Source organism: Blastococcus sp. SYSU DS0533 (assembly GCF_054050775.1).
Window position 1 is genome coordinate 205,653 of sequence record NZ_JBJGZZ010000005.1, and the last position, 25,074, is coordinate 230,726.

At 75.0% G+C, this 25,074-nt stretch carries 25 protein-coding genes; 10 read left to right on the forward strand and 15 right to left on the reverse strand.

The window, feature by feature from the left end; genetic code table 11:
* Positions 1-72: 72 nt before the first annotated feature.
* From ACI79W_RS08970 to ACI79W_RS08980, 3 genes are all read right to left on the reverse strand, one after another.
* Complete coding sequence (locus tag ACI79W_RS08970; RefSeq protein WP_091930692.1) at positions 73-264, reverse strand: hypothetical protein; 192 nt, start codon at positions 262-264, stop codon at positions 73-75.
* 116 nt (positions 265-380) lie between these two features.
* A complete protein-coding gene (locus ACI79W_RS08975; RefSeq protein ID WP_456561730.1) occupies positions 381-1,670 on the reverse strand; it encodes a citrate synthase in 1,290 nt (429 codons plus the stop codon).
* A gap of 94 nt (positions 1,671-1,764) precedes the next feature.
* Positions 1,765-3,180: a class II fumarate hydratase gene (locus ACI79W_RS08980; RefSeq protein WP_456561731.1), complete on the reverse strand. Its 1,416-nt coding sequence runs from the start codon at positions 3,178-3,180 to the stop codon at positions 1,765-1,767.
* 172 nt (positions 3,181-3,352) lie between these two features.
* Here ACI79W_RS08980 and ACI79W_RS08985 point away from each other — a divergent pair, with 172 nt between their 5' ends.
* Together ACI79W_RS08985 and ACI79W_RS08990 are read left to right on the forward strand one after the other, a co-directional pair.
* Positions 3,353-4,015: a hypothetical protein gene (locus tag ACI79W_RS08985; protein WP_456561732.1), complete on the forward strand. Its 663-nt coding sequence runs from the start codon at positions 3,353-3,355 to the stop codon at positions 4,013-4,015.
* Between the two features lie 45 nt (positions 4,016-4,060).
* Positions 4,061-4,705, forward strand: a complete 645-nt coding sequence (locus ACI79W_RS08990) for a DUF1707 domain-containing protein (RefSeq protein WP_456561733.1) — start codon at positions 4,061-4,063, stop codon at positions 4,703-4,705.
* Here the strand turns inward: ACI79W_RS08990 and glpX are convergent.
* The gene (gene glpX / locus ACI79W_RS08995) at positions 4,672-5,724 is read right to left on the reverse strand and encodes a class II fructose-bisphosphatase (RefSeq protein WP_456561734.1); all 1,053 of its coding nucleotides are present in this window, start codon (positions 5,722-5,724) and stop codon (positions 4,672-4,674) included. The two genes, ACI79W_RS08990 and glpX, sit on opposite strands and share 34 nt — an antisense overlap.
* Positions 5,725-5,825: 101 nt before the next feature.
* Between glpX and ACI79W_RS09000 the strand changes: the two genes are divergently transcribed.
* Both ACI79W_RS09000 and ACI79W_RS09005 read left to right on the forward strand, forming a co-directional pair.
* Positions 5,826-6,452 (forward strand): DUF4245 domain-containing protein, encoded by a 627-nt coding sequence (locus ACI79W_RS09000; RefSeq protein ID WP_456561735.1) that lies wholly within the window; start codon positions 5,826-5,828, stop codon positions 6,450-6,452.
* Between the two features lie 115 nt (positions 6,453-6,567).
* Positions 6,568-6,855 carry a hypothetical protein gene (locus ACI79W_RS09005; RefSeq protein ID WP_456561736.1) on the forward strand — a complete coding sequence of 96 codons (288 nt, stop codon included), beginning with the start codon at positions 6,568-6,570 and terminating at the stop codon, positions 6,853-6,855.
* Positions 6,856-6,882: 27 nt separating this feature from the next.
* Here ACI79W_RS09005 and ACI79W_RS09010 read toward each other — a convergent pair whose 3' ends face one another.
* From ACI79W_RS09010 to ACI79W_RS09020, 3 genes are all read right to left on the reverse strand, one after another.
* Positions 6,883-7,101, reverse strand: coding sequence for an exodeoxyribonuclease VII small subunit (locus ACI79W_RS09010; protein ID WP_091930682.1), 219 nt, complete (start codon positions 7,099-7,101; stop codon positions 6,883-6,885).
* Entirely contained in the window at positions 7,098-8,360 is a 1,263-nt protein-coding gene (gene xseA / locus ACI79W_RS09015) for an exodeoxyribonuclease VII large subunit (protein ID WP_456561737.1), read from the reverse strand. Before xseA ends, ACI79W_RS09010 begins: the two co-directional genes overlap by 4 nt.
* 154 nt (positions 8,361-8,514) lie before the next feature.
* Positions 8,515-9,759, reverse strand: a complete 1,245-nt coding sequence (locus tag ACI79W_RS09020; RefSeq protein WP_456561738.1) for a lipid droplet-associated protein — start codon at positions 9,757-9,759, stop codon at positions 8,515-8,517.
* Between the two features lie 128 nt (positions 9,760-9,887).
* Between ACI79W_RS09020 and ACI79W_RS09025 the strand changes: the two genes are divergently transcribed.
* Positions 9,888-10,859: a 4-hydroxy-3-methylbut-2-enyl diphosphate reductase gene (locus ACI79W_RS09025; RefSeq protein ID WP_456561739.1), complete on the forward strand. Its 972-nt coding sequence runs from the start codon at positions 9,888-9,890 to the stop codon at positions 10,857-10,859.
* A gap of 64 nt (positions 10,860-10,923) precedes the next feature.
* Here ACI79W_RS09025 and ACI79W_RS09030 read toward each other — a convergent pair whose 3' ends face one another.
* The 4 genes from ACI79W_RS09030 to ACI79W_RS09045 form a co-directional block, all read right to left on the reverse strand.
* Complete coding sequence (locus tag ACI79W_RS09030; RefSeq protein WP_456561740.1) at positions 10,924-11,598, reverse strand: DUF6542 domain-containing protein; 675 nt, start codon at positions 11,596-11,598, stop codon at positions 10,924-10,926.
* Between the two features lie 188 nt (positions 11,599-11,786).
* Positions 11,787-12,869, reverse strand: coding sequence for a DNA recombination protein RmuC (locus ACI79W_RS09035; protein ID WP_456561741.1), 1,083 nt, complete (start codon positions 12,867-12,869; stop codon positions 11,787-11,789).
* A gap of 118 nt (positions 12,870-12,987) precedes the next feature.
* Positions 12,988-13,521: a methylated-DNA--[protein]-cysteine S-methyltransferase gene (locus ACI79W_RS09040; RefSeq protein WP_456561742.1), complete on the reverse strand. Its 534-nt coding sequence runs from the start codon at positions 13,519-13,521 to the stop codon at positions 12,988-12,990.
* Positions 13,521-14,999, reverse strand: a complete 1,479-nt coding sequence (locus tag ACI79W_RS09045; protein ID WP_456561743.1) for an AlkA N-terminal domain-containing protein — start codon at positions 14,997-14,999, stop codon at positions 13,521-13,523. The genes ACI79W_RS09040 and ACI79W_RS09045 overlap by 1 nt, the downstream gene beginning before the upstream one ends.
* Positions 15,000-15,153: 154 nt before the next feature.
* Between ACI79W_RS09045 and ACI79W_RS09050 the strand changes: the two genes are divergently transcribed.
* From ACI79W_RS09050 to ACI79W_RS09070, 5 genes are all read left to right on the forward strand, one after another.
* The gene (locus ACI79W_RS09050) at positions 15,154-16,062 is read left to right on the forward strand and encodes an ABC transporter ATP-binding protein (protein WP_456561744.1); all 909 of its coding nucleotides are present in this window, start codon (positions 15,154-15,156) and stop codon (positions 16,060-16,062) included.
* Complete coding sequence (locus ACI79W_RS09055) at positions 16,059-16,901, forward strand: ABC transporter permease (RefSeq protein ID WP_456561745.1); 843 nt, start codon at positions 16,059-16,061, stop codon at positions 16,899-16,901. The genes ACI79W_RS09050 and ACI79W_RS09055 overlap by 4 nt, the downstream gene beginning before the upstream one ends.
* A complete protein-coding gene (locus tag ACI79W_RS09060) occupies positions 16,898-18,148 on the forward strand; it encodes a sensor histidine kinase (protein ID WP_456561746.1) in 1,251 nt (416 codons plus the stop codon). The genes ACI79W_RS09055 and ACI79W_RS09060 overlap by 4 nt, the downstream gene beginning before the upstream one ends.
* Positions 18,145-18,777 (forward strand): response regulator, encoded by a 633-nt coding sequence (locus tag ACI79W_RS09065; protein ID WP_456561747.1) that lies wholly within the window; start codon positions 18,145-18,147, stop codon positions 18,775-18,777. The genes ACI79W_RS09060 and ACI79W_RS09065 overlap by 4 nt, the downstream gene beginning before the upstream one ends.
* A 139-nt stretch (positions 18,778-18,916) precedes the next feature.
* Entirely contained in the window at positions 18,917-20,173 is a 1,257-nt protein-coding gene (locus ACI79W_RS09070; protein ID WP_456561748.1) for a DUF222 domain-containing protein, read from the forward strand.
* Positions 20,174-20,177: 4 nt separating this feature from the next.
* Here the strand turns inward: ACI79W_RS09070 and ACI79W_RS09075 are convergent, their stop codons facing one another.
* The 4 genes from ACI79W_RS09075 to ACI79W_RS09090 form a co-directional block, all read right to left on the reverse strand.
* Positions 20,178-21,476 carry a sensor domain-containing phosphodiesterase gene (locus ACI79W_RS09075; RefSeq protein ID WP_456561749.1) on the reverse strand — a complete coding sequence of 433 codons (1,299 nt, stop codon included), beginning with the start codon at positions 21,474-21,476 and terminating at the stop codon, positions 20,178-20,180.
* Positions 21,477-21,521: 45 nt separating this feature from the next.
* Positions 21,522-21,932, reverse strand: a complete 411-nt coding sequence (locus ACI79W_RS09080) for a hypothetical protein (RefSeq protein ID WP_456561750.1) — start codon at positions 21,930-21,932, stop codon at positions 21,522-21,524.
* Between the two features lie 85 nt (positions 21,933-22,017).
* The gene (locus ACI79W_RS09085; protein ID WP_456561751.1) at positions 22,018-22,767 is read right to left on the reverse strand and encodes an LmeA family phospholipid-binding protein; all 750 of its coding nucleotides are present in this window, start codon (positions 22,765-22,767) and stop codon (positions 22,018-22,020) included.
* A complete protein-coding gene (locus ACI79W_RS09090; protein WP_456561752.1) occupies positions 22,764-25,058 on the reverse strand; it encodes an MMPL family transporter in 2,295 nt (764 codons plus the stop codon). The genes ACI79W_RS09085 and ACI79W_RS09090 overlap by 4 nt, the downstream gene beginning before the upstream one ends.
* Positions 25,059-25,074: the final 16 nt, after the last annotated feature.

The following is a 25,074-nucleotide window of genomic DNA, read 5'->3' on the forward strand; positions in this document are numbered from 1 at the left end:
TGAAGAAGACGTCGGGAAGGGGTCACCCGTACGGGGTGGGGTGAACCTCGGGGGAGGAGCCGGGCAGGTGGCTCAGGGTGCCCACCAGGCGCCGTGCCGGTGCTCGAGGGGGATCCGCAGCTCGCCGCCGTCCTCGGTGGAGACGACGAACTCCAGCTTCGTGATGCGGACGGGCGGGCCCTCGCCGTCGGGCTCCAGCAGCCGGCCGGTCGCCAAGGGCATGGGCGGCAGGACGAGGAGGTCCTCGTCGGGGAGCTCGGCCATGCGCGGTCCTCTCGAGATGGTGGCGCACCCACCGTAGGGACCCCGGCCGGGGACGCAACGGGCCGGGTGACCCTGCGGGGTCACCCGGCCCGTTGCGGAGGACGACGGGGCGCTGCTCAGCGCGCGCCGACGGGGACGTAGTCCCGTGCGGTCTCGCCGGTGTAGATCTGCCGGGGGCGCCCGATCTTCGTGGACGGGTCGGCGATCATCTCGCGCCACTGCGCGATCCAGCCGGGGAGCCGGCCCAGGGCGAACAGCACGGTGAACATCCGCGTCGGGAAGCCCATCGCCTGGTAGATCAGCCCGGTGTAGAAGTCGACGTTCGGGTAGAGCTTGCGCTGGATGAAGAACTCGTCGTTCAGCGCGATCTCCTCGAGCTGGCGGGCCAGGTCGAGCAGCTCGTTGTTGCCGCCCAGCTTGTCCAGCACGGTGTCGGCCGTCGCCTTCACGATGGCGGCCCGGGGGTCGTAGTTCTTGTACACCCGGTGCCCGAAGCCCATGAGCTTGACGCCGGGCTCCCGGTTCTTCACCCGCTCGACGAAGCGCGGGATGTCACCGCCGTCGGCGCGGATGGCCTCCAGCATCTCCAGCACCGACTGGTTGGCGCCGCCGTGCAGCGGGCCGAACAGCGCGTTGATGCCGGCGGAGACGGACGCGAACAGGTTGGCGTGCGACGACCCGACCAGCCGCACCGTGGAGGTGGAGCAGTTCTGCTCGTGGTCGGCGTGGAGGACGAAGAGCATGTCCAGCGCCTTGGCCAGCTCGGGATCCACGTCGTAGGGCTCCGCGGGGAACCCGAACGTCATGCGCAGGAAGTTCTCGACCAGGCCCAGCGAGTTGTCCGGGTAGAGGAACGGCTGGCCCACCGACTTCTTGTACGCGTAGGCGGCGATCGTCGGCAGCTTCGCGAGGAGGCGCAGCGTGGTGATCTCCACCTGCTCCTGGTCGAACGGGTCCAGCGAGTCCTGGTAGAAGGTCGACAGCGCGCTGACCGCCGAGGAGAGCACCGGCATGGGGTGGGCGTCGCGCGGGAAGCCGTTGAAGAACTGCTTGAGGTCCTCGTGCAGCAGCGTGTGGCGCCGGATCCGCTGGTCGAACTCGCCGAGCTGGTCGGCGGTGGGCAGCTCGCCGTAGATCAGCAGGTAGGTGACCTCGAGGAAGCTGGACTTCTCGGCCAGCTGCTCGATCGGGTACCCGCGGTAGCGCAGGATCCCTGCGTCGCCGTCGATGTAGGTGATCGCCGAGGTGCACGAGGCGGTGTTGACGAAGCCGATGTCCAGCGCGACCTTGCCGGTCGTGGCCAGCAGCTTGCTGGTGTCGATGCCGTCGGACCCTTCGGTCCCGTGCTTGACGGCCAAGGGCAGTTCGCCACCGGGGTAGCGCAGGGATACGTCTGTCTCGCTCATCGGGGACGACGCTAGACCCTCGGCCGCAGGATCGCGGCTCGACCCGGCGCGGTGGAGCGGGAGCGGCACCGGTCCGTGCCGCTCCCGCCCGGCGTCACGGGTGGGTCATCGAGAGGACGTCGAGGGCCTCGTCGAGCTGCTGCTCGGTGAGCTTGCCCTGCTCGACGTACCCGCGCTCGACCACCACCTGGCGGATCGTCTTCTGCTCGGCCAGCGACTGCTTGGCGACCTTGGCCGCCTCCTCGTAGCCGATGTACTTGTTCAGCGGGGTGACGATCGAGGGCGAGGACTCCGCGTAGGTGCGGCACTGCTCGACGTTGGCGACGATCCCGTCGACGCAGCGGTCGGCCAGCAGCCGGCTGACGTTGGCCAGCAGGCGGATGGACTCGAGCACGTTGCGGGCCATGAGCGGCAGCGTCACGTTGAGCTCGAAGACGCCGGTGGTGCCGGCGTAGGTGACGGCCGCGTCGTTGCCGATGACCTGGGCGCCGACCTGGATGACCGCCTCGGGGATCACCGGGTTGACCTTGCCCGGCATGATCGAGCTGCCCGGCTGCAGGTCGGGCAGCTGGATCTCGCCCAGGCCGGTGCGCGGGCCGGACCCCATCCACCGCAGGTCGTTGGCGATCTTGACCAGGCCGACGGCGATGGTCTTCAGCTGGCCCGAGCCCTCGACCAGCGCGTCGCGGGAGCTCTGCGCCTCGAAGTGGTCGCGGGCCTCGGACAGCGGCAGGTCGAGCTCGGCGGCGAGCTTCTCGATGATCGCGGCGGCGAACCCGGGCGGGGTGTTGATGCCGGTGCCGACCGCCGTGCCCCCCAGGGGCAGCTCGCCGATGCGCGGGAGCGAGGCCTCCAGCCGCTCCACGCCGTACCGGACGGCGGCGGCGTACCCGCCGAACTCCTGGCCGAGGGTGACCGGGGTGGCGTCCATCAGGTGGGTGCGGCCGCTCTTCACGACCTCCGCGAACTCCTCGGCCTTGCGGGTGAGCGAGGCCTCGAGGTGGCGCAGCGCCGGGATCAACGTGACGACGATGGCGCGCGTCGCCGCGATGTGGATCGCCGAGGGGAAGACGTCGTTGGACGACTGCGAGGCGTTGACGTGGTCGTTCGGGTGCACCGGGGCGCCGAGGGACTCGGTGGCCAGGGTGGCGATGACCTCGTTGGTGTTCATGTTGCTCGACGTGCCGGAGCCGGTCTGGAAGACGTCGATCGGGAAGTGCTCGTCCCAGTCACCGCGGGCCACGGAGGAGGCGGCGGTGCCGATGGCGTCGGCGATCCCGCGGTCGAGCACCCCGAGGTCGGCGTTGACCGCGGCGGCGGCGCCCTTGATCGCGGCGAGGGCGCCGATCAGCTCACGTTCGATGGGCGTGCCCGAGATGGGGAAGTTCTCGACGGCGCGCTGGGTCTGCGCCCGCCACTTGGCCCAGGAGGGGACGCGGACCTCCCCCATGGAGTCGTGCTCGGTGCGGAAGTCCCCGCCGTCCTGCGCTGCGCCGTTCTGCTGGGCCACGCTGTGCTCCCGGTGGTGTGGATGGTGACAGTGCTCCGCACGGGACCCTAGACACCCGTGGGGGAGGCTGCCGGTCCCGCCCTCGCCCGGGGCCGCCGAGGAGGGGCGTGCGCGCCGGAGGTGTGCGCGCGAGCCACGGTGCCGAGCCGGCACGAGCCCCGAGGAGGGCCCCATGTCCCAGCCGCCCCTGCCGCCGGAGACCGGACCGTCCGCACCGCCGCAGCAGGGCGAGCCCGCCTGGCCGGCGCCCGCTGCGGGCTGGCCGGCGCCGGGCGCCGTGCCGGTGCCGGACTGGGCCGGGGGAGCGTCGTGGCAGCCCGCCGCGCCGCCGGTCCCCGCGCCCGCCGGTGCCGCGCCGGCGCAGCGCGGCCGCTGGGTGCTCGCCGGCGCCGCCCTGGGCGGGCTGGTGGTCGGCACCGCGGCCACGGCCCTGCTGCTGGGTGCCGTCGTCGCCGGGGGTGCCGAGGACGTCGGCCGCGCCGTGGCGGCCGAGCTCGGGCCCGCCCTGACCGACGGCATCCGCGAGGGGATGGTCGAGGGCACCCGGGCGCAGATGGAGGACGCCGTGGACGCGTACGGCGAGGAGGGCGGCGCCGGCTGGTACGGCGGGATGCCGGGCGGGGCCGTCGAGCAGTTCCCCCCGGTGGAGCCCGTGGACCTCGGACCGGACGAGACCCTCGACGCCTACGCGGACAGCTGCTTCGGGGGTGAGCTGCAGGCCTGCGACGACCTGATGTACGAGTCGCCGCCGCTGTCGGCCTACGAGGAGTACGCCAGCACCTGCGGTGGCCGGGTCAAGGCCTACGCGGTCATGGTTTGCACCGAGCTGGGGTGAGCGAGGGCGCCGGCGCGGGCCCTTCCTCGGCTAGCCTCCGGCTGCGTGAGCACTCCCGAGGACCCCGCTCCGCCGCCGGCCGTGCGCGTCTCCGACGCCGAGCGGGAGGCGGTGGTGGCGCGGCTGCAGAAGGCCGTCGGCGAGGGGCGGCTCGACCTCGACGAGTTCGGCCAGCGCGCGGAGGCGGCCTACGCCGCGGTCGCCCGCGCGGAGCTCGACGGGCTGGTGGCCGACCTGCCGCCGGACGCGCCGTCGCCGGTGCAGATCGTGGGGCAGCGCCCGGCCCGGGAGGTGACGAGCGTCTTCGGCGACATCACGCTGACGGTCGCGGCGGCCCCGCCGCAGCGGGTCGGCACGGTGTTCGGCGACGTCCGCATCGACCTGCGCGGTCTGCGCACCGACGCCGACCGGATCGACCTGACGTTGACCACCGTCTTCGGCGACGTCGACGTCATCCTCGCCGAGGGCGTGGACGGGGAGCTGCACGGCCGGACGGTCTTCGGTGACCGCAAGGTCGAGCTGGCCCCGGTGCCGAGGCTGGCGGGCACGCCGCTGGTCGTCGTCCACGCGCGGGCCGTCTTCGGCGATCTCCGGCTGCGCAGCCTGGCCCCCGGTGAGTCGCCCAGCCGCTGGCGCGCCCTGATGGAACGGCTCGCTCAGGGCTCGCGGTCGAAGGGGACCGCCGAGTAGGCCCGCAGCTTCTCCAGCGAGTGCAGGCTGTCGATCGAGCGGATGGTGCCCGACCGCGAGCGCATGACCAGCGACTGCGTCGTGCACCCGCCCGCGCTGTAGCGCACGCCGCGCAGCAGCTCGCCGTCGGTGATGCCGGTGGCGACGAAGAAGACGTCGCCGCGTACCAGGTCGTCGATGTGCAGGACCCGGTCCAGGTCGTGCCCGGCATCCAGGGCCTTCTGCCGCTCGTCGTCGTCCTTGGGCCACAGCCGGCCCTGCAGCGCACCGCCCATGCACTTGAGCGCGCAGGCGGTGATGATGCCCTCCGGCGTGCCGCCGATGCCGAGCAGCAGGTCCACACCGGTGCCCTCGCGCGCGGCGGCGATCGCGCCGGCCACGTCGCCGTCGGTGATGAACTTGATCCGGGCGCCCGCCTCACGGACCTCCTGCACCAGCTGCTCGTGGCGGGGTCGGTCGAGGATGCAGACGGTGACGTCGCCGACGGAGCTCTTCTTCGCCTTCGCGATGCGGCGGATGTTCTCCGCGACCGGCGCGGTGATGTCGACGACGTCCGCCGCGGCCGGGCCGGTGGCGAGCTTCTCCATGTAGAAGACGGCCGAGGGGTCGTACATGGCGCCCCGCTCGGCGACGGCCATGACGGCGATGGCATTGGGCATGCCCTTGGCCATCAGCGTGGTGCCGTCGATCGGGTCGACCGCGACGTCGCACTCCGGGCCGTTGCCGTCGCCCACCTGCTCGCCGTTGTAGAGCATGGGCGCCTCGTCCTTCTCGCCCTCGCCGATGACCACGACGCCCTTCATGCTCACCGTGCCGATGAGCGCCCGCATGGCGTCGACCGCCGCGCCGTCGCCGCCGTTCTTGTCGCCGCGGCCCACCCATCGGCCGGCGGCCATGGCGGCGGCCTCGGTGACCCGCACCAGCTCCAGGGCCAGGTTGCGGTCGGGAGCGGGGCGACCGGTGTTGAAGGGGTGCCCGGCCGTGGCGGGCAGCGGGCCGTCGGGAAGGGGCAGCGACACGGGGACCTCCGCAGGAGTTGGACCCCGGCCCGCCCACCCGGGGCGCTCGGGCGGGCCCATGGGCGGCGAGGTGGGGAGAGCTCGCCTGCGATCCTAGGGGCATGACCGGATCCGGCCCGTCGAGCCAGCATCCCCTGCACCCCCAGGACGCAGCCGGGCACGCGGAAGAGGCCCTGCCGCCTCCGGTCTCCGCCGCCGAGCGCGCCAACCGGCTGAGCGCGGCGAACATGCTCCGCTCGCTGCTGCCCCTGGTCGTGATCTGCCTGCTGGTCGTGGGGTGGCAGGCCTTCCGCAACAACCCCGACGACCCGGTGCGGGAGATCGACCCGACGAGCACGCTGCGGCTCGCCGATGCGCGCGCGGTCTACCCGCTGCTGGTCCCGGAGCTCGACGAGGGGTACCGCCCCACCAGCGTGCGCACGGACGCCGGCACGAACGCCGAGGGGGCACCGGTCACGGTGCAGCTCGGCTACGTCACGCCGGCGGGCAACTACGCCGGATACGTGGTCACCGACGATGCCGACGCCGAGGCACTCGACGTCCTCGACGGCGCCGCGGAGAAGGGGACGGTGGACATCGACGGCGAGCAGTGGACCCGGTCGACGACGCAGCGCGGGGAGACGGCCTTCACGCGGGTCGCCGACGGCGTCACCGTGGTCGTCACCGGCTCGGCCCGGGACGGCGAGCTGCGCGAGGTGGCCGCGGCCGTGGAGCCCTTCGCGGGCTGAACCGCGACGAGGTCACGACATGGGAACGCCCGGTGCGTCCACCCGGCGGTGGGCGTCCACCGGCGGCAGTCTGGCGGGGACGCCCGTGGAAACCACCGCAGCGAGGAGAACCCGCATGCCCGCACGCGAGGACTGCCCCGGCAGCGACCACCGGCCTCCGGCCGACGGGGGTGCCTGCGACTGCGGGATGGTGACCCGGATCCCCGTGGGGATCCCGGCCGCCGAGCCGGTGCAGGTGCGCACGGTGCTCGCGCGTTGCCTGGACGAGGGAGCCGAGGGCGCGGAGGGGGCCGCGGCCGCCGGTGCGGCCTCGCTGGACCAGCGGGTGGACCGCGTGCTGGCGGCCCTGGCCGACGCCGGTTTCGCGGTGACGCAGGAGGCCCGCCTCAGCCGCCCGGCCTGAGCCACCGGCGACGGCTGCCCCGGGGCTTCATCCCTCGTCGGCGGGGGCGGCGGCCGCCAGTCGCTCGCGGGCCCGGTCGAGCCAGTGCTGGCACACCCCGGCCAGCTCCTCACCGCGCTCCCAGAGGGTCAGCGACTCCTCCAGCGTGAGGCCGCCGGCCTCGAGCCGCCGCACGACGTCGGCCAGCTCCTCCCGGGCCTGCTCGTAGGTCGTCGTCGGCTCGGGGGTGCGCTCGTCGGCGCTCATGCGGGCTCCTCCTGGACGGTGGCGGCGACGGGGCCGGGATCGGGGGCTGCGCTCCGGTCGACGCGGACGGGCAGCCGGCCGCCGGCGACCCGCACGCGGAGGAGCTCTCCGTCGGCGACCTCGGCGGGGTCGCGCACCAGCGCGCCGTCCGCCCGCTGCACGACGGCGTAGCCGCGTTCCAGGGTCGCCGCGGGGGAGAGCGCCGCCACCCGGGCCCGGGCGTGCTCGAGGTCGCGCTCGGCGCCCTCGACGCGGTGGACGAGGGTCCGGCGCGCGCGGGTGCGCAGCCCGAGGACGTCGTCCTCACGGCCGTGCAGCAGCCGGTCGGGGGAGGCGAGCACCGGGCGGGTGCGCACCGACTCCAGCCAGCGTTCCTGCTGCTCGAGCCGCGTGGCGACCAGGTGCCGGGCGCGGGCGCGCAGCGCGTCGACGAGCCGGCGCTGCTCGCCGATCTCCGGGACGATCCGGTGGGCGGCGTCGGTGGGTGTGGCGGCCCGGACGTCCGCGGCGTGGTCGACCAGCGTGGTGTCGGTCTCGTGCCCGACGGCGGTCACCACGGGGGTGCGGCAGGCGGCGACGGCACGGACCAGCCCCTCGTCGGAGAAGGGGAGCAGGTCCTCCACCGAGCCGCCCCCGCGGGCGACGACGATCACCTCGACAACGGGGTCGGCGTCGAGCCTGCGGAGCCCCTCGATGACGTTGCCCGCCGCCTGCGGCCCCTGCACGACGCAGTGGTGCACCGCGAAGCGCACCGCGGGCCAGCGCCGGCGCGCGGTCACGAGCACGTCCCGCTCGGCGGCGCTGTCCCGGCCGGTGATCAGCCCGACCACCCCGGGGGCGAAGGGCAGCGGCCGCTTCCGCGCGGGGTCGAAGAGGCCCTCCGCGGCGAGCAGCCGGCGGATCCGCTCGATGCGGGCGAGGAGCTCGCCGAGCCCGACCGCGCGGATCTCGGTGGCGCGCAACGAGAAGGACCCGCGGGCGACGTAGTAGTCGGGGCGGGCCCGCACGATCACGCGGGCACCCTCGGCCAGCTCCAGGCCGGGGCGCTCGGCGACGTCGCGGTGGCAGGTGACCGGGACCGACAGGTCGGCCGCCGGGTCGCGCAGGGTGAGGAAGACGGTGGCCGCCCCGCCGCGCCGCGACAGCTGCGCGACCTGCCCCTCGACCCACACCTCACCCAGCCGGCCGATCCAGTCGGCCACCTTGCGGGCCACCGTGCGGACCGGCCACGGCGACTCGGGGGACGACGGCGCGGTCATGCCCCGAGGGTGTCAGACGGCACCGACACGGCCCCGTCGACCCACCCGCAGCAGGGCACGCCAGGGCCCAGGGACGATGACGACGTCCCGGGCCCTGGCGTGCGAGGCCGCTCGCGGGGGTGGCCGCCCGAGGTTGCGGCAGGGAGGCCGTGCCTCAGGCGCCGCGCGGGGCCAGCGGGCTGGACTCGACCGCCTGCTCCTCGAGCTTCTCCAGCCGGTTGCGCAGCATCCGCAGGTAGGGGTCACGCGCCCGGGTGGCCTCCTCGTAGGCCAGCAGGTCGGAGACCGTCGAGAGCTGGTAACCGCGCAGGCGGCCGCGCAGCTGGGCGATCGAGAAGCTGTCGTAGCCCTCGACCGGTGCGGCGCCGGCGGCCTGCGCGCCGGAGACCTCGCTGCCGCCCTGCGGGTCGTCCGTCGGCGCCGCGGAGGTCTCCCCGACGGCGTCGACGGTCGCGCCCTCCGCGATGGCGGCGTCGGTCTCGTCGGTGTCGGGGCCGCCCACGTCGGTGCGCACGCCGGTGGCTGCGGCGACCGGGCTGCCGCTCTCGTCGACGGCGACGTCCGGGCCGGCGCCGGTGCCCGTCGCCGCGGTGGCCGTGCCGTCGGTGGCGGCGACGGTCTCGTCCGTGCCGGCGCCCTCCTGGGGCTCCTCGACCGCGGCGATGCCCTCGTCGGTGATCGCCGCCTCGACGGTCGCCACCTCGCCGTCGGGGGTGAGCACGTCGACTGTCTCGCCGCCGTCCGGCTCCTCGGCAGCGGCCGCCGGCGCCGGCTCGGACTCCAGGAGCGCCCGCTCCAGGGCGCCGGAGTCCTCGGTGACCACCGCGTCGTCGGCGGCCGTCGTCCCGACGGACCCTTGGTCGAGCGGGTCGGTCTCGGCCACCTCGGGGACGACCTCGTCGATCGCCAGTTCCTCGAGGACCTCCTCGGTGCCCGGCGCCTCCACCGGCTCCTCGGCGAGCACCTCCTGGGCGCGGTCGGCCCCGTCGGCGAGGTCCGCGGCGCCGTCGGCCAGGTCCTCGACCAGGTCGCGGCTGAGGTCGTCGACAGCGGCCACCACCGCATCGGCGGCGGGGTCGTCGGGGAGGTCGGCCACCTCCTCGTCGCTGATGCCACCGGCGCGGTCGAACGCGGAGCCGCGGAAGCCCGTGTCCGGCCCGTCGTCGTCGAACGTCGCCAGCCCCGGCTCGCCCTCGCCGCGGAGCCCGATGAGCAGCTCGTCGCCGCGGGCGACCAGCCCGGCGTAGGTCTGCTGCACCTTCATCGCGTGCTGCATGGCCACGCCGATGGCGCGCACCGGCAGGCCGGGCAGGGTCTGGGGCAGCTTGCGCGCCTCGTCGAGCACGGTCGCCGCCAGACCGGCAGCGGCGCGGACAACCTCGGGGATCTCACGGGCCATGCCGCACAGCGTGCCCCACAACCCGCGGCCCGACACGCGATGTGGGCAGATCCACCCGGGGAGGTGGCGTGTCCGGTCCCACCTCGGCGCACGGGTCCCGGCCCGCGAGCCCACCTACAGTGGTGGGTATGGCTGATCAGCGCGGACGTGTCCTGCTGGCCGATCCCCGGGGCTACTGCGCCGGCGTCGACCGGGCGGTGGTCGCCGTCGAGCGGGCGCTCGAGATCCACGGTGCGCCGGTCTACGTCCGCAAGCAGATCGTCCACAACAAGCACGTCGTCGCCACGCTGGAGCGGCGGGGGGCGATCTTCGTGGACGAGACCGACGAGGTGCCCGAGGGCTCGGTCGTCGTGTTCAGCGCGCACGGGGTCAGCCCGGCGGTCCACGAGGAGGCGGCCGCCCGGCAGCTGCGCACCATCGACGCCACCTGCCCGCTGGTCACGAAGGTGCACCAGGAGGCCAAGCGCTTCGCCCGCGACGACTACGACATCCTGCTGATCGGCCACCGCGGGCACGAGGAGGTCGAGGGCACCTCCGGCGAGGCGCCGGCGCACATCCAGCTGGTGGACGGCCCCGAGGACGTGGCCAACGTCCAGGTCCGCGACCCGGAGAAGGTCGTGTGGCTGTCGCAGACGACCCTGTCGGTCGACGAGACGCTGGCGACGGTCGACCAGCTGAAGACGCGGTTCCCGGGGCTGCAGTCGCCGCCCAGCGACGACATCTGCTACGCCACCCAGAACCGCCAGCAGGCCGTCAAGCAGATGGCCGCCGAGTGCGACCTGGTCCTCGTGGTCGGCTCGACGAACTCGTCCAACTCGGTGCGGCTGGTGGAGGTCGCGCTCGAGGCCGGCGCCCGCGCCGGGCACCTGGTCGACTACGCGTCCGAGATCGACGAGGCCTGGCTCGAGGGCGTCGGGACCGTCGGCGTCACCAGCGGGGCCTCGGTCCCGGAGATCCTGGTGAGCGAGGTGCTGGACTGGCTCGCCGCCCGCGGCTACCCCGACGTCGAGACGGTGAAGGCCGCCGAGGAGCGGCTGGTCTTCGCGCTGCCGCACGAGCTGCGCCGCGCCGAGAAGGCGAAGCAGAGCACCGGCGACTGACCCCGGAACGGCGAAGCCCCGGCCCGCGCTACGGCGTGGACCGGGGCTTCGTCGTGCAGCAGGGTCAGCGCCGGCTGACCAGGCGGACGACGGCTAGCACGGCCGCGATGGCGGTCGCGACGGCCATGGTCGGGAACCCGCGGACCAGCAGGGTGGCCATCGTGGGCAGGTTGAGGGTCGCCGACGGCGCGAGGACGATGTTGACCACCGCGACCAGCGCGAACACCAGCGGCGGCGCGACGACGACGGTGAGCAGGTCCCGGCGCCGCACCAGCAGGGTCGCTGCCGCGGTGCCCGCAGCCAGGACCGCCAGCGTGGTCATGCCGAGCCCGATGCCGACGAAGGAGTCGACGGCGCCGCCGGCGAGGGTCAGCAGGAAGACGCCGAGGACGGCGATCGAGCCGCGGAGCCGGCTGCCCTGCGCCGCCGCCGGCGACGCGGTGCGCGACCTGGTGCGCTCCTGCGCGGGCCGGCCGGCGGTCGGCCGCGGCGGCACGGGCTCGCGCCGGCGTGGGCCGGAGGGCTCGCGGCGGTCGTACCGGTCGTCGGCGTGCTCGCGCTCGACGGCGCGCAGGCGCTCACCGGCGCGGCCGGGCACCGGGGGGCGGGCGGAGCGGACGTGGCGGGCCGGTCGGCCCGGGCGCTCGCTGCCGGCCGGCGGGCGCGGTGCGCGCGCGGGGTACGGCCGCTCGGGGCGTCCGTCGCCCTGCCATGCGCCCGCCGTGCTCGCCGTGGCCATGGCGCACCTCCGTCCCGCTCCGCTGGACGGCCCGACTGGCCGACCGACGGAGGCCACGGTAGCGACCCGAGCTGGCAGTTCGTGGGAGGACGTCGTCGCGTCGCAGGCAACCGGTGGTGATCCAGCAACGCAGCGTTATGGCTGTGACGCGCGGGGTGGACGAGCCCGTCGGGCAGGTGCGTGCGGCGTCAGCCGGAGGTGCCGTTCCGCTCCTCCTCCGGTGCCGGCCCGAGGTGTCCGAGGTCGCCGGACGGCCGTAGCGCGCGGATCGTCGCCTCGACCGGATCGGGCTCCGGCACCGGCGACTCGGCCACCCCGAGGTCGTCGAAGCGCCGCGCGGCGGTCAGCACCGAGCGCTCGTAGGAACCCACCGTCTCGTTGTAGCGGGTCAGCGTGGTGGAGAGCGCCGAGCCCAGCCGGGTCAGGTGCCCGGACAGCGTGCTGAGGCGGGCGTGCAGGCGCCGGCCTACCTCGAGCACCTGGTCGGCGTCACGGGCCAGCCGCTCCTGCCGCCAGGAGTAGGCGACCGTGCGCAGCAGCGCCAGCAGGGTGCTCGGTGTCGCCAGCACGACGTCCCGTGCGAAGCCGTACTCCAGCAGGCCGGGCTCGGCCTCCAGCGCCGTCGTCAGGAACCCGTCGGAGGGCACGAAGAGGACGGTGAAGGGGGCCGCCGGGCGGAACGCGGTGGGGTACCGGCGGGCTGCCAGTTGGTCGACGTGGGTGCGCAGCTGCCGGGCGTGCGCGGCGACCCGCTGGGCGCGGACGTCGCGGTCCTCGGCCTGGACCGCCTCGATGTACCCGGTGAAGGGCACCTTGGCGTCGACGACCACCTGCCGGCCGTCGGCGAGGGTGACCACGAGGTCGGGGCGGACCCCCGCGCCCTCGTCGTTGGTACCGGCGGGCTGCTCGACGAAGTCGCAGTGCTCGAGCAGGCCGGCGACCTCGACCACCCGCCGCAGTTGCACCTCGCCCCAGCGGCCGCGGACGTGCGGAGTGCGCAGCGCGGTGACCAGCGCGGCCGTCTCGTGCTTCAGCTGCGCCGAGGCCTGGCCCACGGTGCCCATCTGCTCCCGCAGCTCCCCGTGCGCGGTGGCGCGGGCCCGCTCCATGCCGGCCAGCAGCCGGTGCAGGTGGTCGAGCGACTCGTGCACCGGTTCCAGCCCCGCCTCCTCCGGGCGCCGCCGGGCGAGCAGGGTGACGACGCCCAGCGTGATGGCGGCGCCGAGCAGCGCACCGACGAGGAGCCCGAGGAGGAGGGAAGCGGCGTCCATGCGCAGGACCCTGCCGGAGGGGTCCGACAGTTCGGCGTCAGACCCGCGCGTGGGGGCAGAGGAAGCCATGCATGCGGATGCGGGTCGGCAGACGCATGCATGGCTTCCTGTGCCTCGATCAGGCGGCTGGCACGCCGGCGTGCGCCGCCTCGTGGTCCAGCAGCCAGCGCTTGACCGGCGTCCCCCAGCGGAAGCCCCCCAGCCCGCCGTCGGAGCCCAGCACCCGGTGGCAGGGCACGAACAGGGCCGCCGCGTTGCGTGCGCAGGCGTTGGCCGCCGCCCGGACCGCGGCCGGCCGGCCGCAGCGGGCGGCGAAGGCGGCGTAGGTGTCCGGCCGCCCGGCCGGCACCGTGCGCAGCACGTCCCAGGCATCCTGCAGGAAGGGGCCGGAGCGCTGCCGGACGGCGACGCCGTCGATCGCACCCACCCGGCCGGCGTGGAACTCCTCCACCGCGTCCAGCACCGCGAGGCCGGGGGAGATCTCACTGCGCGCGGGCCGCAGGGCGGGGTGCACGACCGCCAGGAGGTCGGCGACGTCGGCGGTCCACCCGCTGGCGAGCACGACCTCCCGGCCCTCGGGGTCGGTCTCGACGACGACGGTGAACGGGCCGGGCGGGGTGGCGACGGTGGCGTGCCGGGCCGGTGCGGTCATCAGGCGCTCCTCGGGAGAGTGGGGGTGCGGGTGAAGAGGGTCGGCGCGGCGAGCGCCCACAGGTGCATCACGGCGTAGGACCGCCACGGCCGCCAGCGGGTGGCGGCCTCGGCGTCGGAGCTGCCCAGCGAGGCCAGCGACCGGCGCAGCGCCAGGTCGCCGGGGAGCCAGACGTCGGGGTCGCCCATGCCGCGCAGCCCGACGAGGGCCGCGGTCCACGGGCCGATGCCGGGGATGGCGAGCAGCGCGCGGGCGGCCTCCTCGCGGTCGGCACCCGGGTCGAGGGCGATGCCGCCCCGGTCGAGCGCCCTGGCGAGGGCGGACACGGTGCGGCGGCGCGCCCCGGTGAGCCCCACGGCGCCGAGGTCGGCCGAGGCGAGGGCTGCGGGGCGGGGGAAGGCGTGGGTGAGCGACCCGAACGGTTCGGCCAGCGGCGTGCCGGCGGTCAGCAGCCGGGCGGTGAGCGTGCGCGCCCCCGCCACCGAGACCTGCTGCCCCAGCACGGCTCGGACCGCCAGCTCCGCCGCGTCGGGCGAGGCCGGCACCCGGCGCCCGGGGGCGGCGGCGACGAGCGGGGCGAGCGCCGGGTCGGTGCCCAGGGCGTCGTCGACCGCGGCCGGGTCGGCGTCCAGGTCGAGCATCCGGCGGCACCGGGAGACCGCGGCGCCCAGGTCGCGCAGCTCGGTCAGCCGCAGCTGCGCGGTCACCGCGTCGCCGTCCGCAGACGGGGCGAGCCGGACCACCGCCGGGCCGTGCGGTAGGTCGAGCACGCGCGAGAAGGTGGTCCCGTCCCACTCCTCCAGGCCGGGGACGGCGTGGGCGCCCAGGAAGAGCAGCACCTCGTCGGCGGCGTAGGGCGCACGGGCGGCCAGTCGGAGCGTGAGCCAGCCGGGCTGCCCGCCGGGGCTGCTCCGGCGGGCGCGGCGCAGCTCGGTCGGCGTGGTGGCGAACACCTCGCGGACGGTGTCGTTGAACTGCCGCACGCTGGCGAACCCGGCGGCGAAGGCGATGTCGGTGACCGGCAGGCGGGTGGTCTCCAGCAGCACGCGGGCGGTCTGCGCACGCCGGGCGCGGGCGAGGGCGAGCGCCCCCACGCCGAGCTCGCCGGCGAGCAGCCGGTGCAGCTGCCGCTCGGAGTACCCGAGCCGGGCGGCCAGGCCCGGCACCCCGGACCGCTCGACCTCGCCGTCGGCGATCAGCCGCATGGCCCGGGCGACCACGTCGGCCCGCACGTCCCACTCGGGTGACCCGGGCACGGCGTCGGGGCGGCAGCGGCGGCACGCCCGGTACCCGGCGCCCTGCGCGGCGGCGGCCGTCGAGAAGAAGGAGACGTTGCGGGCCAGCGGCGTGCGGGCCGGGCACGACGGGCGGCAGTAGATGCCGGTGGTGCGCACCGCGGTGACGAACCAGCCGTCGAAGCGCGCGTCCCGGCCGGCGACGGCGCGGTAGCAGCGTTCGTGGTCCAGGGGCTCGCTCACGAGGTCGAGCATGCCAGTGCGGGCGGACCTGCTCCGGCGGTTTTCGGACACGGCCGTGGTGCTCGGTGTCGGTGCCCGGTGTCCACCGGTCGGTGGACGGCGGCCCAGCAGGTCGGTCGTCCCTGGCGCCGGCGTCCGCGGCGAGGCTCCTGGCATGACGACGACAGGACCGGCGCCGCTCCTCCGGGAAACGGCGACCGAGGGAGCACCGGCCGTGCGGGTGCGCGGGCTGGTCAAGCGCTACGGCGGCACGGCCGTGGTCGACGACGTGGGTCTCGACGTCCGGCGCGGCGAGGTGTTCGCGCTGCTCGGGCCCAACGGGGCGGGGAAGACCACGACGGTCGAGATCCTCGCCGGGCTGCGCCGCCGCGACGCCGGCGACGTCTCGGTGCTGGGAGAGGACCCCGCCACCGGCGACCGCCGCTGGCGCGATCGCGTCGGAGTGGTCGGGCAGACCACGGGCGCCGGCGACGCGCTCACCGTCCGGGAGACCGTGGACCACTACGCGCGCTACCACGCGCAGCCCCAGGGCAGTGACGAGCTGCTGGCGGCGGTCGGGCTCCAGGGCGCGGCGCGCACCCGCGTCGATGCGCTGTCCGGCGGGCAGCGACGTCGGCTCGAGGTGGCGCTCGGCGTCCAGGGGCGGCCCGAGCTGCTCTTCCTCGACGAGCCGACCACCGGCCTGGACCCCGCCGCGCGCCGGCAGTTCTGGACGCTGGTGGAGGGGCTGCGCGAGGCCGGCACCACCGTCCTCCTCACCACCCACTACCTCGACGAGGCCGCCCGGCTGGCCGACCGCGTGGGCGTGATCGCCGCCGGGCGCCTCGTCGAGGTCGCCCCGCCCGACGCGCTCGGGGCCGCGCTGCGGCGCGAGGCGACCGTGCGCTGGACCGAGGACGGCGCGCCGCGCGCGGTCGTCACACCCGAACCGTCCGCCGTCCTGCGCGACCTGCTGGCCGCGACCCCCACCGGCGAGATCCCCGACCTGTCCGTCACCCGCCCGAACCTGGAGGACGTGTACCTCCGGCTCGTCGGCGGCGCCTCCGAGGGAGACCCCCGATGACCACCGCGACGACGCGCCCGGCCGCCCCCGGCACCCGCCCCGCACCGCCGAGAGCGGCGACCATCGGCCGGGCCCGCATCGGCCTGGAGCTCCGGCTCTTCGCCCGTGACTCCGGCCAGCTCGTCTTCTCGTTCGCCTACCCGGTCGTGATGCTGCTGATCTTCGCCTCGGTGTTCGGCGACCAGGAGGTGTCGCCCGGGGTGGGCTTCGACCGGTACTTCCTGGCCGGCATGGCGGCCACCGGCATCATGCTCACCAGCTTCCAGGCGGTGGGCATCGCCATCGCCGAGGAGCGGGACCGCGGCGACCTCCGGCGGCTGCAGGTGCTCGGCACCCCGCCGGCCGCCTACGCGATCGGCAAGGCCGGCCAGGTGCTGGTGACCACCGTCGTCCAGCTGGCCGTGCTGCTCACGGTGGCCGCGCTCGTGTACGACATCCCGCTGCCCACCGACGCCGGCCGGTGGCTCACCTTGGCCTGGATCACCCTCCTCGGCGCGCTCGCCGGCACGGTGCTCGGCATCGCGGTGTCGGCGTTCGTCGGCAGCGCGCGGTCGGCGGGCACCGGGATCCCCGCGATCGCGGTGGTGCTGCAGTTCATCTCGGGTGTCTTCTTCGTCTACTCGGAGCTCCCCGAGGTGATGCGGCAGGTGGCGGCGCTCTTCCCGCTGAAGTGGATGACCCAGGGCATGCGGTCGGTGTTCCTTCCCGATGCGGCGGCGGCCGCCGAGCCCGCCGGCAGCTGGGAGCACCCGATGACTGCCGCGGTGCTGGCCGCATGGGTGATCATCGGCGTCGTGGTGGTGGCCCGGACCTTCCGCTGGCGCAGGAACGCCGGATGACGCTGCGCGACCGGCTGGCCGCCGCCTTCCTCCCCGAGCCCGTGGAGGAGGGCGGCGGCGAGCCGCTGACCGAGCGCGGCTGGCAGGCCACGCTGGCCGGCCTGCACGTCGTCGCCGCCGCCGTCTGGGTGCTGGCGGTCGTGACCGCGGTCGGCCTGCAGGACGGCGGGGGCCGGCGGGTCGCCTCGCTCACCGTCCTCGGAGTCCTGGCCGCGGCCTACGTCCTCTTCGGCGCCCGGGCGATCGGCGGCGGGCGACCGGTGCACGCGGTGGTGTACCTGAGCGTGCTCGTCGCGTCGTTCGCCGCGCTGGGCTTCACCGCGCCCGTGCTGTTCTTCATGCTCTTCCTCGCCTACCCGCAGGTGTGGTTCGTCGTCCAGGGGACGGCGACCGGCATCGCCTGGACCGTGCTGCTCGCCGTGTCCAGCGCCGTCGGACCGGTGGTGCGGGCGGGGTCGGGCGACGAGGCGCGCGACGTGCTGCTCTCGACCGGGGTGAGCATGGTCTTCAGCCTGGCGCTGGGGCTGTGGGTCAGCCGGGTGCTGCACCAGAGCGCGCGGCGCGCCGACCTCATCGAGCAGCTGGAGCGCACCCGCGCCGAGCTGGCCGCCGCCGAACGGGAGCGCGGGGTCCTGGCCGAGCGCGAGCGGCTGGCCCGCGAGGTGCACGACACCCTCGCGCAGGGCTACACGAGCATCGTCGTCCTGGCGCAGACCGCGGCCGCCCAGCTGCCGGAGGGCGCCGACGCCGCCCGCGACCGGCTGGCCGTCATCGAGGAGGTGGCGCGGGACAACCTGCAGGAGGCGCGGGCGGTGGTGGCCGCCTTCGCGCCGGTGGCGCTGGAGGGCTCCACCCTGGTCGAGGCGCTGGCCCGGCTCGCCGAGCGGTTCGGCCGCGAGACCGGGCTGGCGGTGCGGGTGGACACCGCCGCGCTGGACGGCGGGGTGGCGCTGCGCCGCGATGAGGAGGTCGTGCTGCTGCGCGGCGCCCAGGAGGCGCTCACCAACGTCCGTCGGCACGCCGACGCCCGCAGCGTGGCGATCCGCATCTCCGCGGTGGGGGAGGGGGACGCTCGGCACGTGTCGGTGCACGTGGAGGACGACGGCGTGGGCTTCGACCCCGCCCGCGCGGAGGGGACCGGGCTGGACGGGCTGCGCGGGCGGGTCGCCTCGGTCGGCGGCGAGGTGGACGTCGCCTCGGCGCCGGGGGCCGGCACGCGGGTGACGGTCCGGGTTCCGGGCTCGTGATCCGCGTCGTGGTGGTGGACGACCACCCCGTCGTCCGCGGGGGGCTGGTCGGGTGGCTGGACGCGCAGGACGACCTCGCGGTGGTCGGCGAGGCGGGCGACGGCCTCGAGGCGCTGGCCGTGGTGGCGGGGACGGCGCCCGACGTCGTCCTCATGGACCTGCGCATGCCGCGGATGGACGGCGCGACCGCGACGGAGCGGCTGGCCACGTCGCACCCGGGCGTCCGCGTGCTCGTGCTGACCACCTACGACACCGACGCCGACATCGTGCGGGCGGTCGAGGCCGGGGCGACCGGCTACCTGCTCAAGGACGTGCCGCTGCCCCAGCTCGCCGACGCCGTCCGGGCGGCGGCGCGCGGGGAGACCGTGCTGGCGCCGCCGGTCGCCGCCCGGCTCGTGTCGCGGCTGCGGGCGCCGGCGGCCGAGGCGCCCACCGCTCGCGAGCTGGAGGTCCTGCGCGGGGTGGCGCGCGGGCTGACCAACGCCGAGATCGGCCGGGAGCTGTTCATCGGCGAGGCGACGGTGAAGACCCACCTGCTGCGGGTGTTCGCCAAGCTGGGCGTGGACGACCGGACGCGGGCGGTGCTGGTCGCCGTCGAGCGCGGGCTGCTGCCGCCACCGGGCCGCTGACGCGGTCGGTCGTCGATGATCGCGGCGGCTGGAGACCCCACGCCGGCGAGGCTGTCGATGGCCACCGGTCATCCGTGGACAGGCTTCTGAGCTGCGGATTTACGTCGCGGGCGTCGTTGATCCGCGGTAGCATTCGTACATGTGTTCGACAGGTGGTCCCGACGCGATCGGCCGGTTGGTCGCCGCGCTGGACGACCTGTCCGCCGAGGAGCTGTCCGGCGCGTTCGGGCCGCAGCTGATCGAGCAGCTGGGTGCGCTGCTCACCGCATCGAACCGGCTGGCCGCGCAGGTGGCGCGGCGGGTGCGCGAGTGCGAGCTCACCCAGGCCGCCGAGCACGACGGCAAGGCCTCGATGGCCTCCTGGCTGCGCGGGCACGCGCTGCTCTCGGCCGGCGCGGCGTCGCGGCTGGTGCGCTCGGGCCGGGCACTGGCGGAGCTACCGGCGGTGGCCGCGGCATTCGCCGCCGGGGCGGTCACCGCCGAGGCGGTGGTCGTGATCGCCGCGGTAGCCACCCCCGGCAACCTGGCCGCCGCCGCAGCCCAGGACGTCGACCTGGCCGGGGTGGAAGAGGCGCTGGCGCAGGTGGCCGCGACCCGCCCGCACGCCGAGCTGCGGCAGGTCGTGCGCCACTACCTGGCCCGGCTGGACCCCGACGGGCCCGAGCCCGACCCCACCGAGGGCCGGTCGTTCACCCTGGTCAAGCACGCCGATGGCAGCGTCAGCGGCCGGTTCGAGCTCGACGCCGTCGGTGGGGAGAAAGTCCAGGCCGCCGTCGAGTCGATCGTGCAGGCCAACCGGCCCGCCGGGGACATGCGCGCCCGCGCCCAGCAGCAGGGTGACGCTCTCGTCCAACTCGCCGACAACCAGCTCGCCGCCGGCAACCTGCCGACACTGCGCACCCACAAGCCGCACGCCCTGGTCCGGATCGACCTCGAGGACCTCATCGACCCCGCCGCCGGGCCCGGCGCGGCCACCCTCGGCTTCGGCGCCACCATCTCCGCGGCCCGCGCCCGCTGGCTGGCCTGCGACGGCGGCATCACCCGCATCGTGCTCGGCCCCGAGGGCCAGCCCCTGGACGTGGGCCGCAGCCACCGCGTCGTGCCCCGGCACCTGCGCCGCGCGGTGGAGGCCCGCGACGGGGGCTGCGTCTTCGCCGGCTGCGACGCCCCCGCGCACTGGTGCGACGTGCACCACCTGGTGCACTGGGCCGACGGCGGGGAGACCTCGCTGGAGAACTCCGGGCTGCTGTGCGAACGGCACCACACGAAGGTGCACCACGGGTTCATCGTCGAACGCGACGCCGAGGGCCGATGGCACACCTACCGGCCCGACGGCACCGAGATCCTCATCCTGCCCCGCATCACCGCCGAACCGGCCAACTCCCGAGCCGGCTGACCGGTCAGGTCCGCTCGATCTGCACCTGACCGCGCCCCGAGCGGGGCCGTGGGACGCCGCGGCTCCGGGCCGGCTGGACGGCGTCCGACTGCCCGGCGGCCGGCGGTTGCGGCTGCGGTTCGGGCACCGCCGGACGGCCGAAGTGCCAGCCCTGGCCGTAGTCGACCCCGAGCGACCGCAGGGCGTCGGCCTCGGCCGCCGTCTCCACGCCCTCCGCGACGACGCGCGCCTGCAGCCCGCGGGCGAAGTCGGCCAGGGAGCGCACCAGCACGGTGCGCACCGGGTCGGTGTCCAGACCGCTGACGATGCTGCGGTCGAGCTTGATGACGTCGGGGGAGGTCAGCACGATGTGGCGCAGCGAGGAGAAGCCGGCGCCGACGTCGTCGATGGCCAACCGCAGACCGTCCGCCCGGAACGGAGCGAGGGTGGCGGCGAGCTCGTCGTAGTCGTCGACCGGGTCGTGCTCGGAGAGCTCCAGCAGCACGCGGTCCAGGGGCAGCTCGGCGAGCAGCGCGGTGCAGCCCGGCGTCAGCAGCGTGCCCGGCGAGACGTTCATCGCGACGTACCCGTCGGCCTCTCGCAGGTGGTCGGCGGCGCGGCGCAGCGCGAGCAGTTCGAGCCGGTCACCCAGGCCGACGCTGTGCGCCTCCTCGAACACGACGTCGGGCGCCTGCCCCCACTCGCCGGGGAACCGGCTCAACGCCTCGGCACCCACCCGGGCGCCGGTGGCGAGGTCGACGATCGGCTGCAGCGCGACGACGGGCCCGCCGGCGGCCATGAGCGGCACCAGCCGGCCCTCGATGCCGGTGCGGCGGTGCTCCTCGCGAGCCTGCGGCTCGATGATCACCGAGGCGGCCGAGGCGAGGACGTCCATCAGCGCCTTGTCGCGCTCGGTGAGGTCCTTGTCGGTGGTCAGGCCCGCGGCGCAGAAGGTGCCGTAGAGGGTGCCGTCGGAGAGCGTGACCGGCACCGAGACGTAGCTGCGGATGCGCGGCATGCGCGCCGCCGGCAGCTTCATCGCCTCGGGGTGCTGCCGGAGGTCCGGGATGACCGCGGGCAGCTTCCTGTCCAGGACCGCCTGGCACAGCGAAGTCTCCCGCACCTGCGTGACGCCCTCCGGGAACAGGAAGGGCACCGAGGACTCGACCACCTCGAGGTGCTGGGTGGTGCCGTCGAGCCGGGAGAGGAACGCCACGGAGAGCCGGAGCGACTTCTTCGCCGTCCGCAGCAGGTCGGCGATCTGCTGCTCGGTGTCGGTGCGGTGCTTGGCCACCCCTGGGTCGTCGGCGCGCGGGGTGGGCACCTGGAGCAGGCACCTCACCCCTCGGGATGAGGTGCCCGGACGACGTCAGCCGAGCGAGGCGGTGAAGGTGACGCTGTCGGCGGAGACCGTCGTGCACTCCATCGTGAGCGGTCCGGCGCCGACGCTCTGGCCCTCGGTGCAGGAGACCTCCTGGCCGCCCACGCTGAACGTCGCCTCGCCGTCCTGCACCCCGCCGAAGGAGATCTCCGTACCGAGGACCTCGACGGACCGGCTGTCGGAGCTCAGGGTCACCGAGCAGGAGGTCCCGGAGCAGTCGACGGCGCCGCCCACCGCATTCGCCGCTGAGCTCGCCGTCGAAGCGGCCGCGCCGGTGTCCTGCAGGACGGACGTGCCCGTGTTGGGCTCCTCGCCCGAGCACCCCGCCAGGGGGAGGAGCAGCACTGCACCCGCGGCGAGCGCCCCGCGGGTGAGCCTTCGCGTGTGTGTGGTGGCCATGATCCGAGGCTAGGTCGGCCGCTACCATGCCGCCCCGCATCGACCCGAACGTCACGGGACTATGACCTGGGTCACCCTGTTGTCATCAAGGCCTGAGGATGACCCCCCGGCCGCCGGCCTCGACGGTGATGCGTTCCTCGCCGATCTCGACCTCGGTCAGCTCCTGCCCGAACGGGAGCGGGTCCAGGGGGATGACGACGGTGAACCGCTGCCGCAGCAGCAGCCGGCTCGCGTCGTCCAGGAAGGTCGCGGTGTCGACCTGCGTGGGCCGCACCTCGAGGTCCCCGTCCTCGGCGTCGACGAGGGCCCGGGCGGAGGCGGAGAGCCGGCGCCCGAGGACCTCGACCGAGCCGGTCAGCAACGCCTCCCCGTCCGGTCGCCCGTCCAGGCGCACCGGACGCCCCGTCGCCTCCAGGTACGTGTTCAGGTCCTCGTAGGTCAGCGTCGCCACCTCGCGGCTGCGCTCGAGGTAGACGAGGTCCACGTCCTGGGTCAGCAGGTCGTGGAAGGGGACGTGGACGCCGGTCAGCTCGGCGTCCACGCGCTCGATGCGCAGCGGGCCGGCGCGCAGGTCCTCGACGACGATCTCCACGCGCTCGTACCGGCCGGCCACCAGCTGCGGCAGGAACAACCCCCCGTGCACCTCCACCTCCGGGCGGGTGAGGACGCCGGTGGCGAGCTGGACGTTGCGCGCCAGCAGACCTTCCGCCGCCCAGCGGGCCAGCCGGTCGGCGCCCCACAGCACGAGGAGGATGCCGAGGGTCACGCTCGCGGCCAGGGCCAGCGTCGACGGCTGCGGCCACCGCCGCGTCCGTCCCTCCGTCGCGGTGCTCATCGCCCGGCGGCCTCCAGCGTGTGCTCGCCCACGCGCCGGCCGGTGGGGGAGCGGGCCGCGGTGACGGCGGTGTCCCGCAGCTCCTCCCGGGAGACGACCTCGGTGCGGATGCGGCGGCTGGGCCAGCTGGACCAGCGACCCAGCAGGGTGAGCAGGGCCGGGGTGAGCACCGGTCGCACGAGGAAGGTGTCGATCAGCAGGCCGACGCTCATCGTGAACGCGACCTGCCGGAAGGTGTCCAGCGGGATGATCGCCACCATCGCGAACGTCGTCGCCAGGATCACCCCGGCGGCGCTGATCGCCCGCGCGGTGGCGGGCATGGCGAGCGCGATCGCCTTGCTCAGCGGCAACCGGTTCGCGGCCTCCCAGATGGAGCCCACCGCGAAGACGTTGTAGTCCGAGCCGAGCGCCAGCAGCAGGACGGCGGTGGCGAAGGGCACGTAGAAGGTCAGCCCGGGGTCGTCGAGCCATCCTTGGAACACCAGCACGGTCAGGCCCACGGCCGCGGCGACGCTCAGGGCGCTGGTGAGGAGCAGGGCGAGGGGGGCCACCAGCGCCCTCAGGTAGAAGACGAGCACGAGCAGCTCCACGACCAGCGCCGCCAGCAGCGTGTACCGGAGGTTGTCGCGGGTGATCTGGGCGAGTTCGGCGGCGATCGCGGTCTGGCCGGTGACCAGCACCTCGGTGTCCCCGAGGCCGGCATCGGCCAGCAGCGGGCCCAGCCGGTCCTCCAGCCTCCGCAGATCGGCGATGGCCTCCGCGGCCAGCGGGTCGCTGTCGAGGATTACGACGAAGCGCGCGGCGTCGCCGTCCGCCGAGAAGACCACCCCGTAGTTGTCGGGCAGCGGGTTCTGGGCCGGCCCGAGGACAGTGGCCACGCCCGGCTGGGCGGTCAGGGCGCGCTGCAGGGACTCCAGCGCGGCGCGGTCCTCGGCGATGCCCGGCCGCTCCAGGACGATCTCCGTCGGCGCCACCACGCCGCGCACGCCGGCCTCCTCCAGCACGGCGGCACCCCGGCTGACGGGGTCGTCCTCGGGCAGGCCGCCGGTGAACGACAGGTCCAGGCGCAGCGAACCGAGCGGGAGGGCGGCCACGACGAGGACCGCGGTCCCGAGCAGGGCCGCCACTGCCGCGCCGCGGCGGCTGACGACGATCCGGACCAGCGGACCGGCACCTCTGGTCGAGGGCTCCCGCCGAGGACGCTCGGAGTGGGGCAGGAACAACCACCGGCCGAGGATGGCGAGCAGCGCCGGCACGAGGGTCAGGGAGACGACGACCCCGATCACCACGGTGAGCGAGAGCGCGGGACCGAAGGCGCGGAACAGCTCGTAGTCCGCAGCCAGCAGCGCCGCCGTCCCCGCCGCGACCGTGATGCCGGCGACGGCGATGATCGGGCCCTCCACGGCGACGGCGGCGCGGGCGGCCTCGAGGCGTTCCAGGCCCCGGTCGAGCTCCCGGCGCAGCCCGGAGAAGAACAGCACGCAGTAGTCGGTGATCACGCCGATGAGCAGGGCCGCGAGCAGCGGCTGCACCTGGTCGGGCAGGGAGAAGCCGAACGCCGCCGCCAGCACCCCCAGGCTGCGGATGGCGACCAGGTAGCCGAGCCCGGCCGCGAAGAGGACCACGAAGGGTGCGACGACCGACCGGAAGACCAGCCCGACGACGACGGCGATGAGGACGAGCGTGGCGATCTCGAACACGTGGATCCGGGACTGCAGGTAGGAGACCTGCTGGATCTGGGCGGGGACGACGCCGGTCACGTAGGTCTGCACGCCCGGCTGGTTCTCGAAGTGCGCGGCGTACTGGCGGGCGAGCGCCGTCGTCTGCGCCAGGGAGGTGAACGGCGTGACGTAGAGGTAGGTGACGGCGGTGTCGGAGGTGCCGGTCGGGATCGGGACGGCGGCGGCGATGTTGCCGCGGCCCTCGGGCACGGTGCCGTCGAGGTAGTTCTGGGTGAACGACAGGGCCCACAGCGCCACGTCGGCGCGGGTCAGGACGCTGAGGCCGGCCGGGTCGTGCACCACCACGGAGGTGTCGGACAGCACCGGGAGCCGGAAGAGCTCCAGGCTGCGCTGCTGCGCCTCGACGACGGGGCTGTCGGACGGGACCAGCGCGCCGATGCCACCGCCACCGCCGCTCGCCGTGGGCAGGGACATCGAGACCCACACGGTGAGCAGGATCCAGGCCAGCACGACGAACCAGCGGGCCTTGACGACGGTGGTGCGGTAGGCGCGGGCGAACAGGCGGAACGGCCCGGGGGCACGCGAGGGGCGCCGTCCGCCGGAGTTCATGCCCGTGTCGGGGGAG

Coding starts and splice junctions, on each gene's coding strand:
- ACI79W_RS08970 (WP_091930692.1), bottom strand. CDS start 264: ATGGCCGAGCTCCCCGACGAGGACCTCCTCGTCCTGCCGCCCATGCCC.
- ACI79W_RS08975 (WP_456561730.1), bottom strand. CDS start 1,670: ATGAGCGAGACAGACGTATCCCTGCGCTACCCCGGTGGCGAACTGCCC.
- ACI79W_RS08985 (WP_456561732.1), top strand. CDS start 3,353: ATGTCCCAGCCGCCCCTGCCGCCGGAGACCGGACCGTCCGCACCGCCG.
- ACI79W_RS09000 (WP_456561735.1), top strand. CDS start 5,826: ATGACCGGATCCGGCCCGTCGAGCCAGCATCCCCTGCACCCCCAGGAC.
- ACI79W_RS09005 (WP_456561736.1), top strand. CDS start 6,568: ATGCCCGCACGCGAGGACTGCCCCGGCAGCGACCACCGGCCTCCGGCC.
- ACI79W_RS09010 (WP_091930682.1), bottom strand. CDS start 7,101: ATGAGCGCCGACGAGCGCACCCCCGAGCCGACGACGACCTACGAGCAG.
- xseA (WP_456561737.1), bottom strand. CDS start 8,360: ATGACCGCGCCGTCGTCCCCCGAGTCGCCGTGGCCGGTCCGCACGGTG.
- ACI79W_RS09020 (WP_456561738.1), bottom strand. CDS start 9,759: ATGGCCCGTGAGATCCCCGAGGTTGTCCGCGCCGCTGCCGGTCTGGCG.
- ACI79W_RS09025 (WP_456561739.1), top strand. CDS start 9,888: ATGGCTGATCAGCGCGGACGTGTCCTGCTGGCCGATCCCCGGGGCTAC.
- ACI79W_RS09030 (WP_456561740.1), bottom strand. CDS start 11,598: ATGGCCACGGCGAGCACGGCGGGCGCATGGCAGGGCGACGGACGCCCC.
- ACI79W_RS09035 (WP_456561741.1), bottom strand. CDS start 12,869: ATGGACGCCGCTTCCCTCCTCCTCGGGCTCCTCGTCGGTGCGCTGCTC.
- ACI79W_RS09040 (WP_456561742.1), bottom strand. CDS start 13,521: ATGACCGCACCGGCCCGGCACGCCACCGTCGCCACCCCGCCCGGCCCG.
- ACI79W_RS09050 (WP_456561744.1), top strand. CDS start 15,154: ATGACGACGACAGGACCGGCGCCGCTCCTCCGGGAAACGGCGACCGAG.
- ACI79W_RS09055 (WP_456561745.1), top strand. CDS start 16,059: ATGACCACCGCGACGACGCGCCCGGCCGCCCCCGGCACCCGCCCCGCA.
- ACI79W_RS09060 (WP_456561746.1), top strand. CDS start 16,898: ATGACGCTGCGCGACCGGCTGGCCGCCGCCTTCCTCCCCGAGCCCGTG.
- ACI79W_RS09070 (WP_456561748.1), top strand. CDS start 18,917: ATGTGTTCGACAGGTGGTCCCGACGCGATCGGCCGGTTGGTCGCCGCG.
- ACI79W_RS09080 (WP_456561750.1), bottom strand. CDS start 21,932: ATGGCCACCACACACACGCGAAGGCTCACCCGCGGGGCGCTCGCCGCG.
- ACI79W_RS09085 (WP_456561751.1), bottom strand. CDS start 22,767: ATGAGCACCGCGACGGAGGGACGGACGCGGCGGTGGCCGCAGCCGTCG.
- ACI79W_RS09090 (WP_456561752.1), bottom strand. CDS start 25,058: ATGAACTCCGGCGGACGGCGCCCCTCGCGTGCCCCCGGGCCGTTCCGC.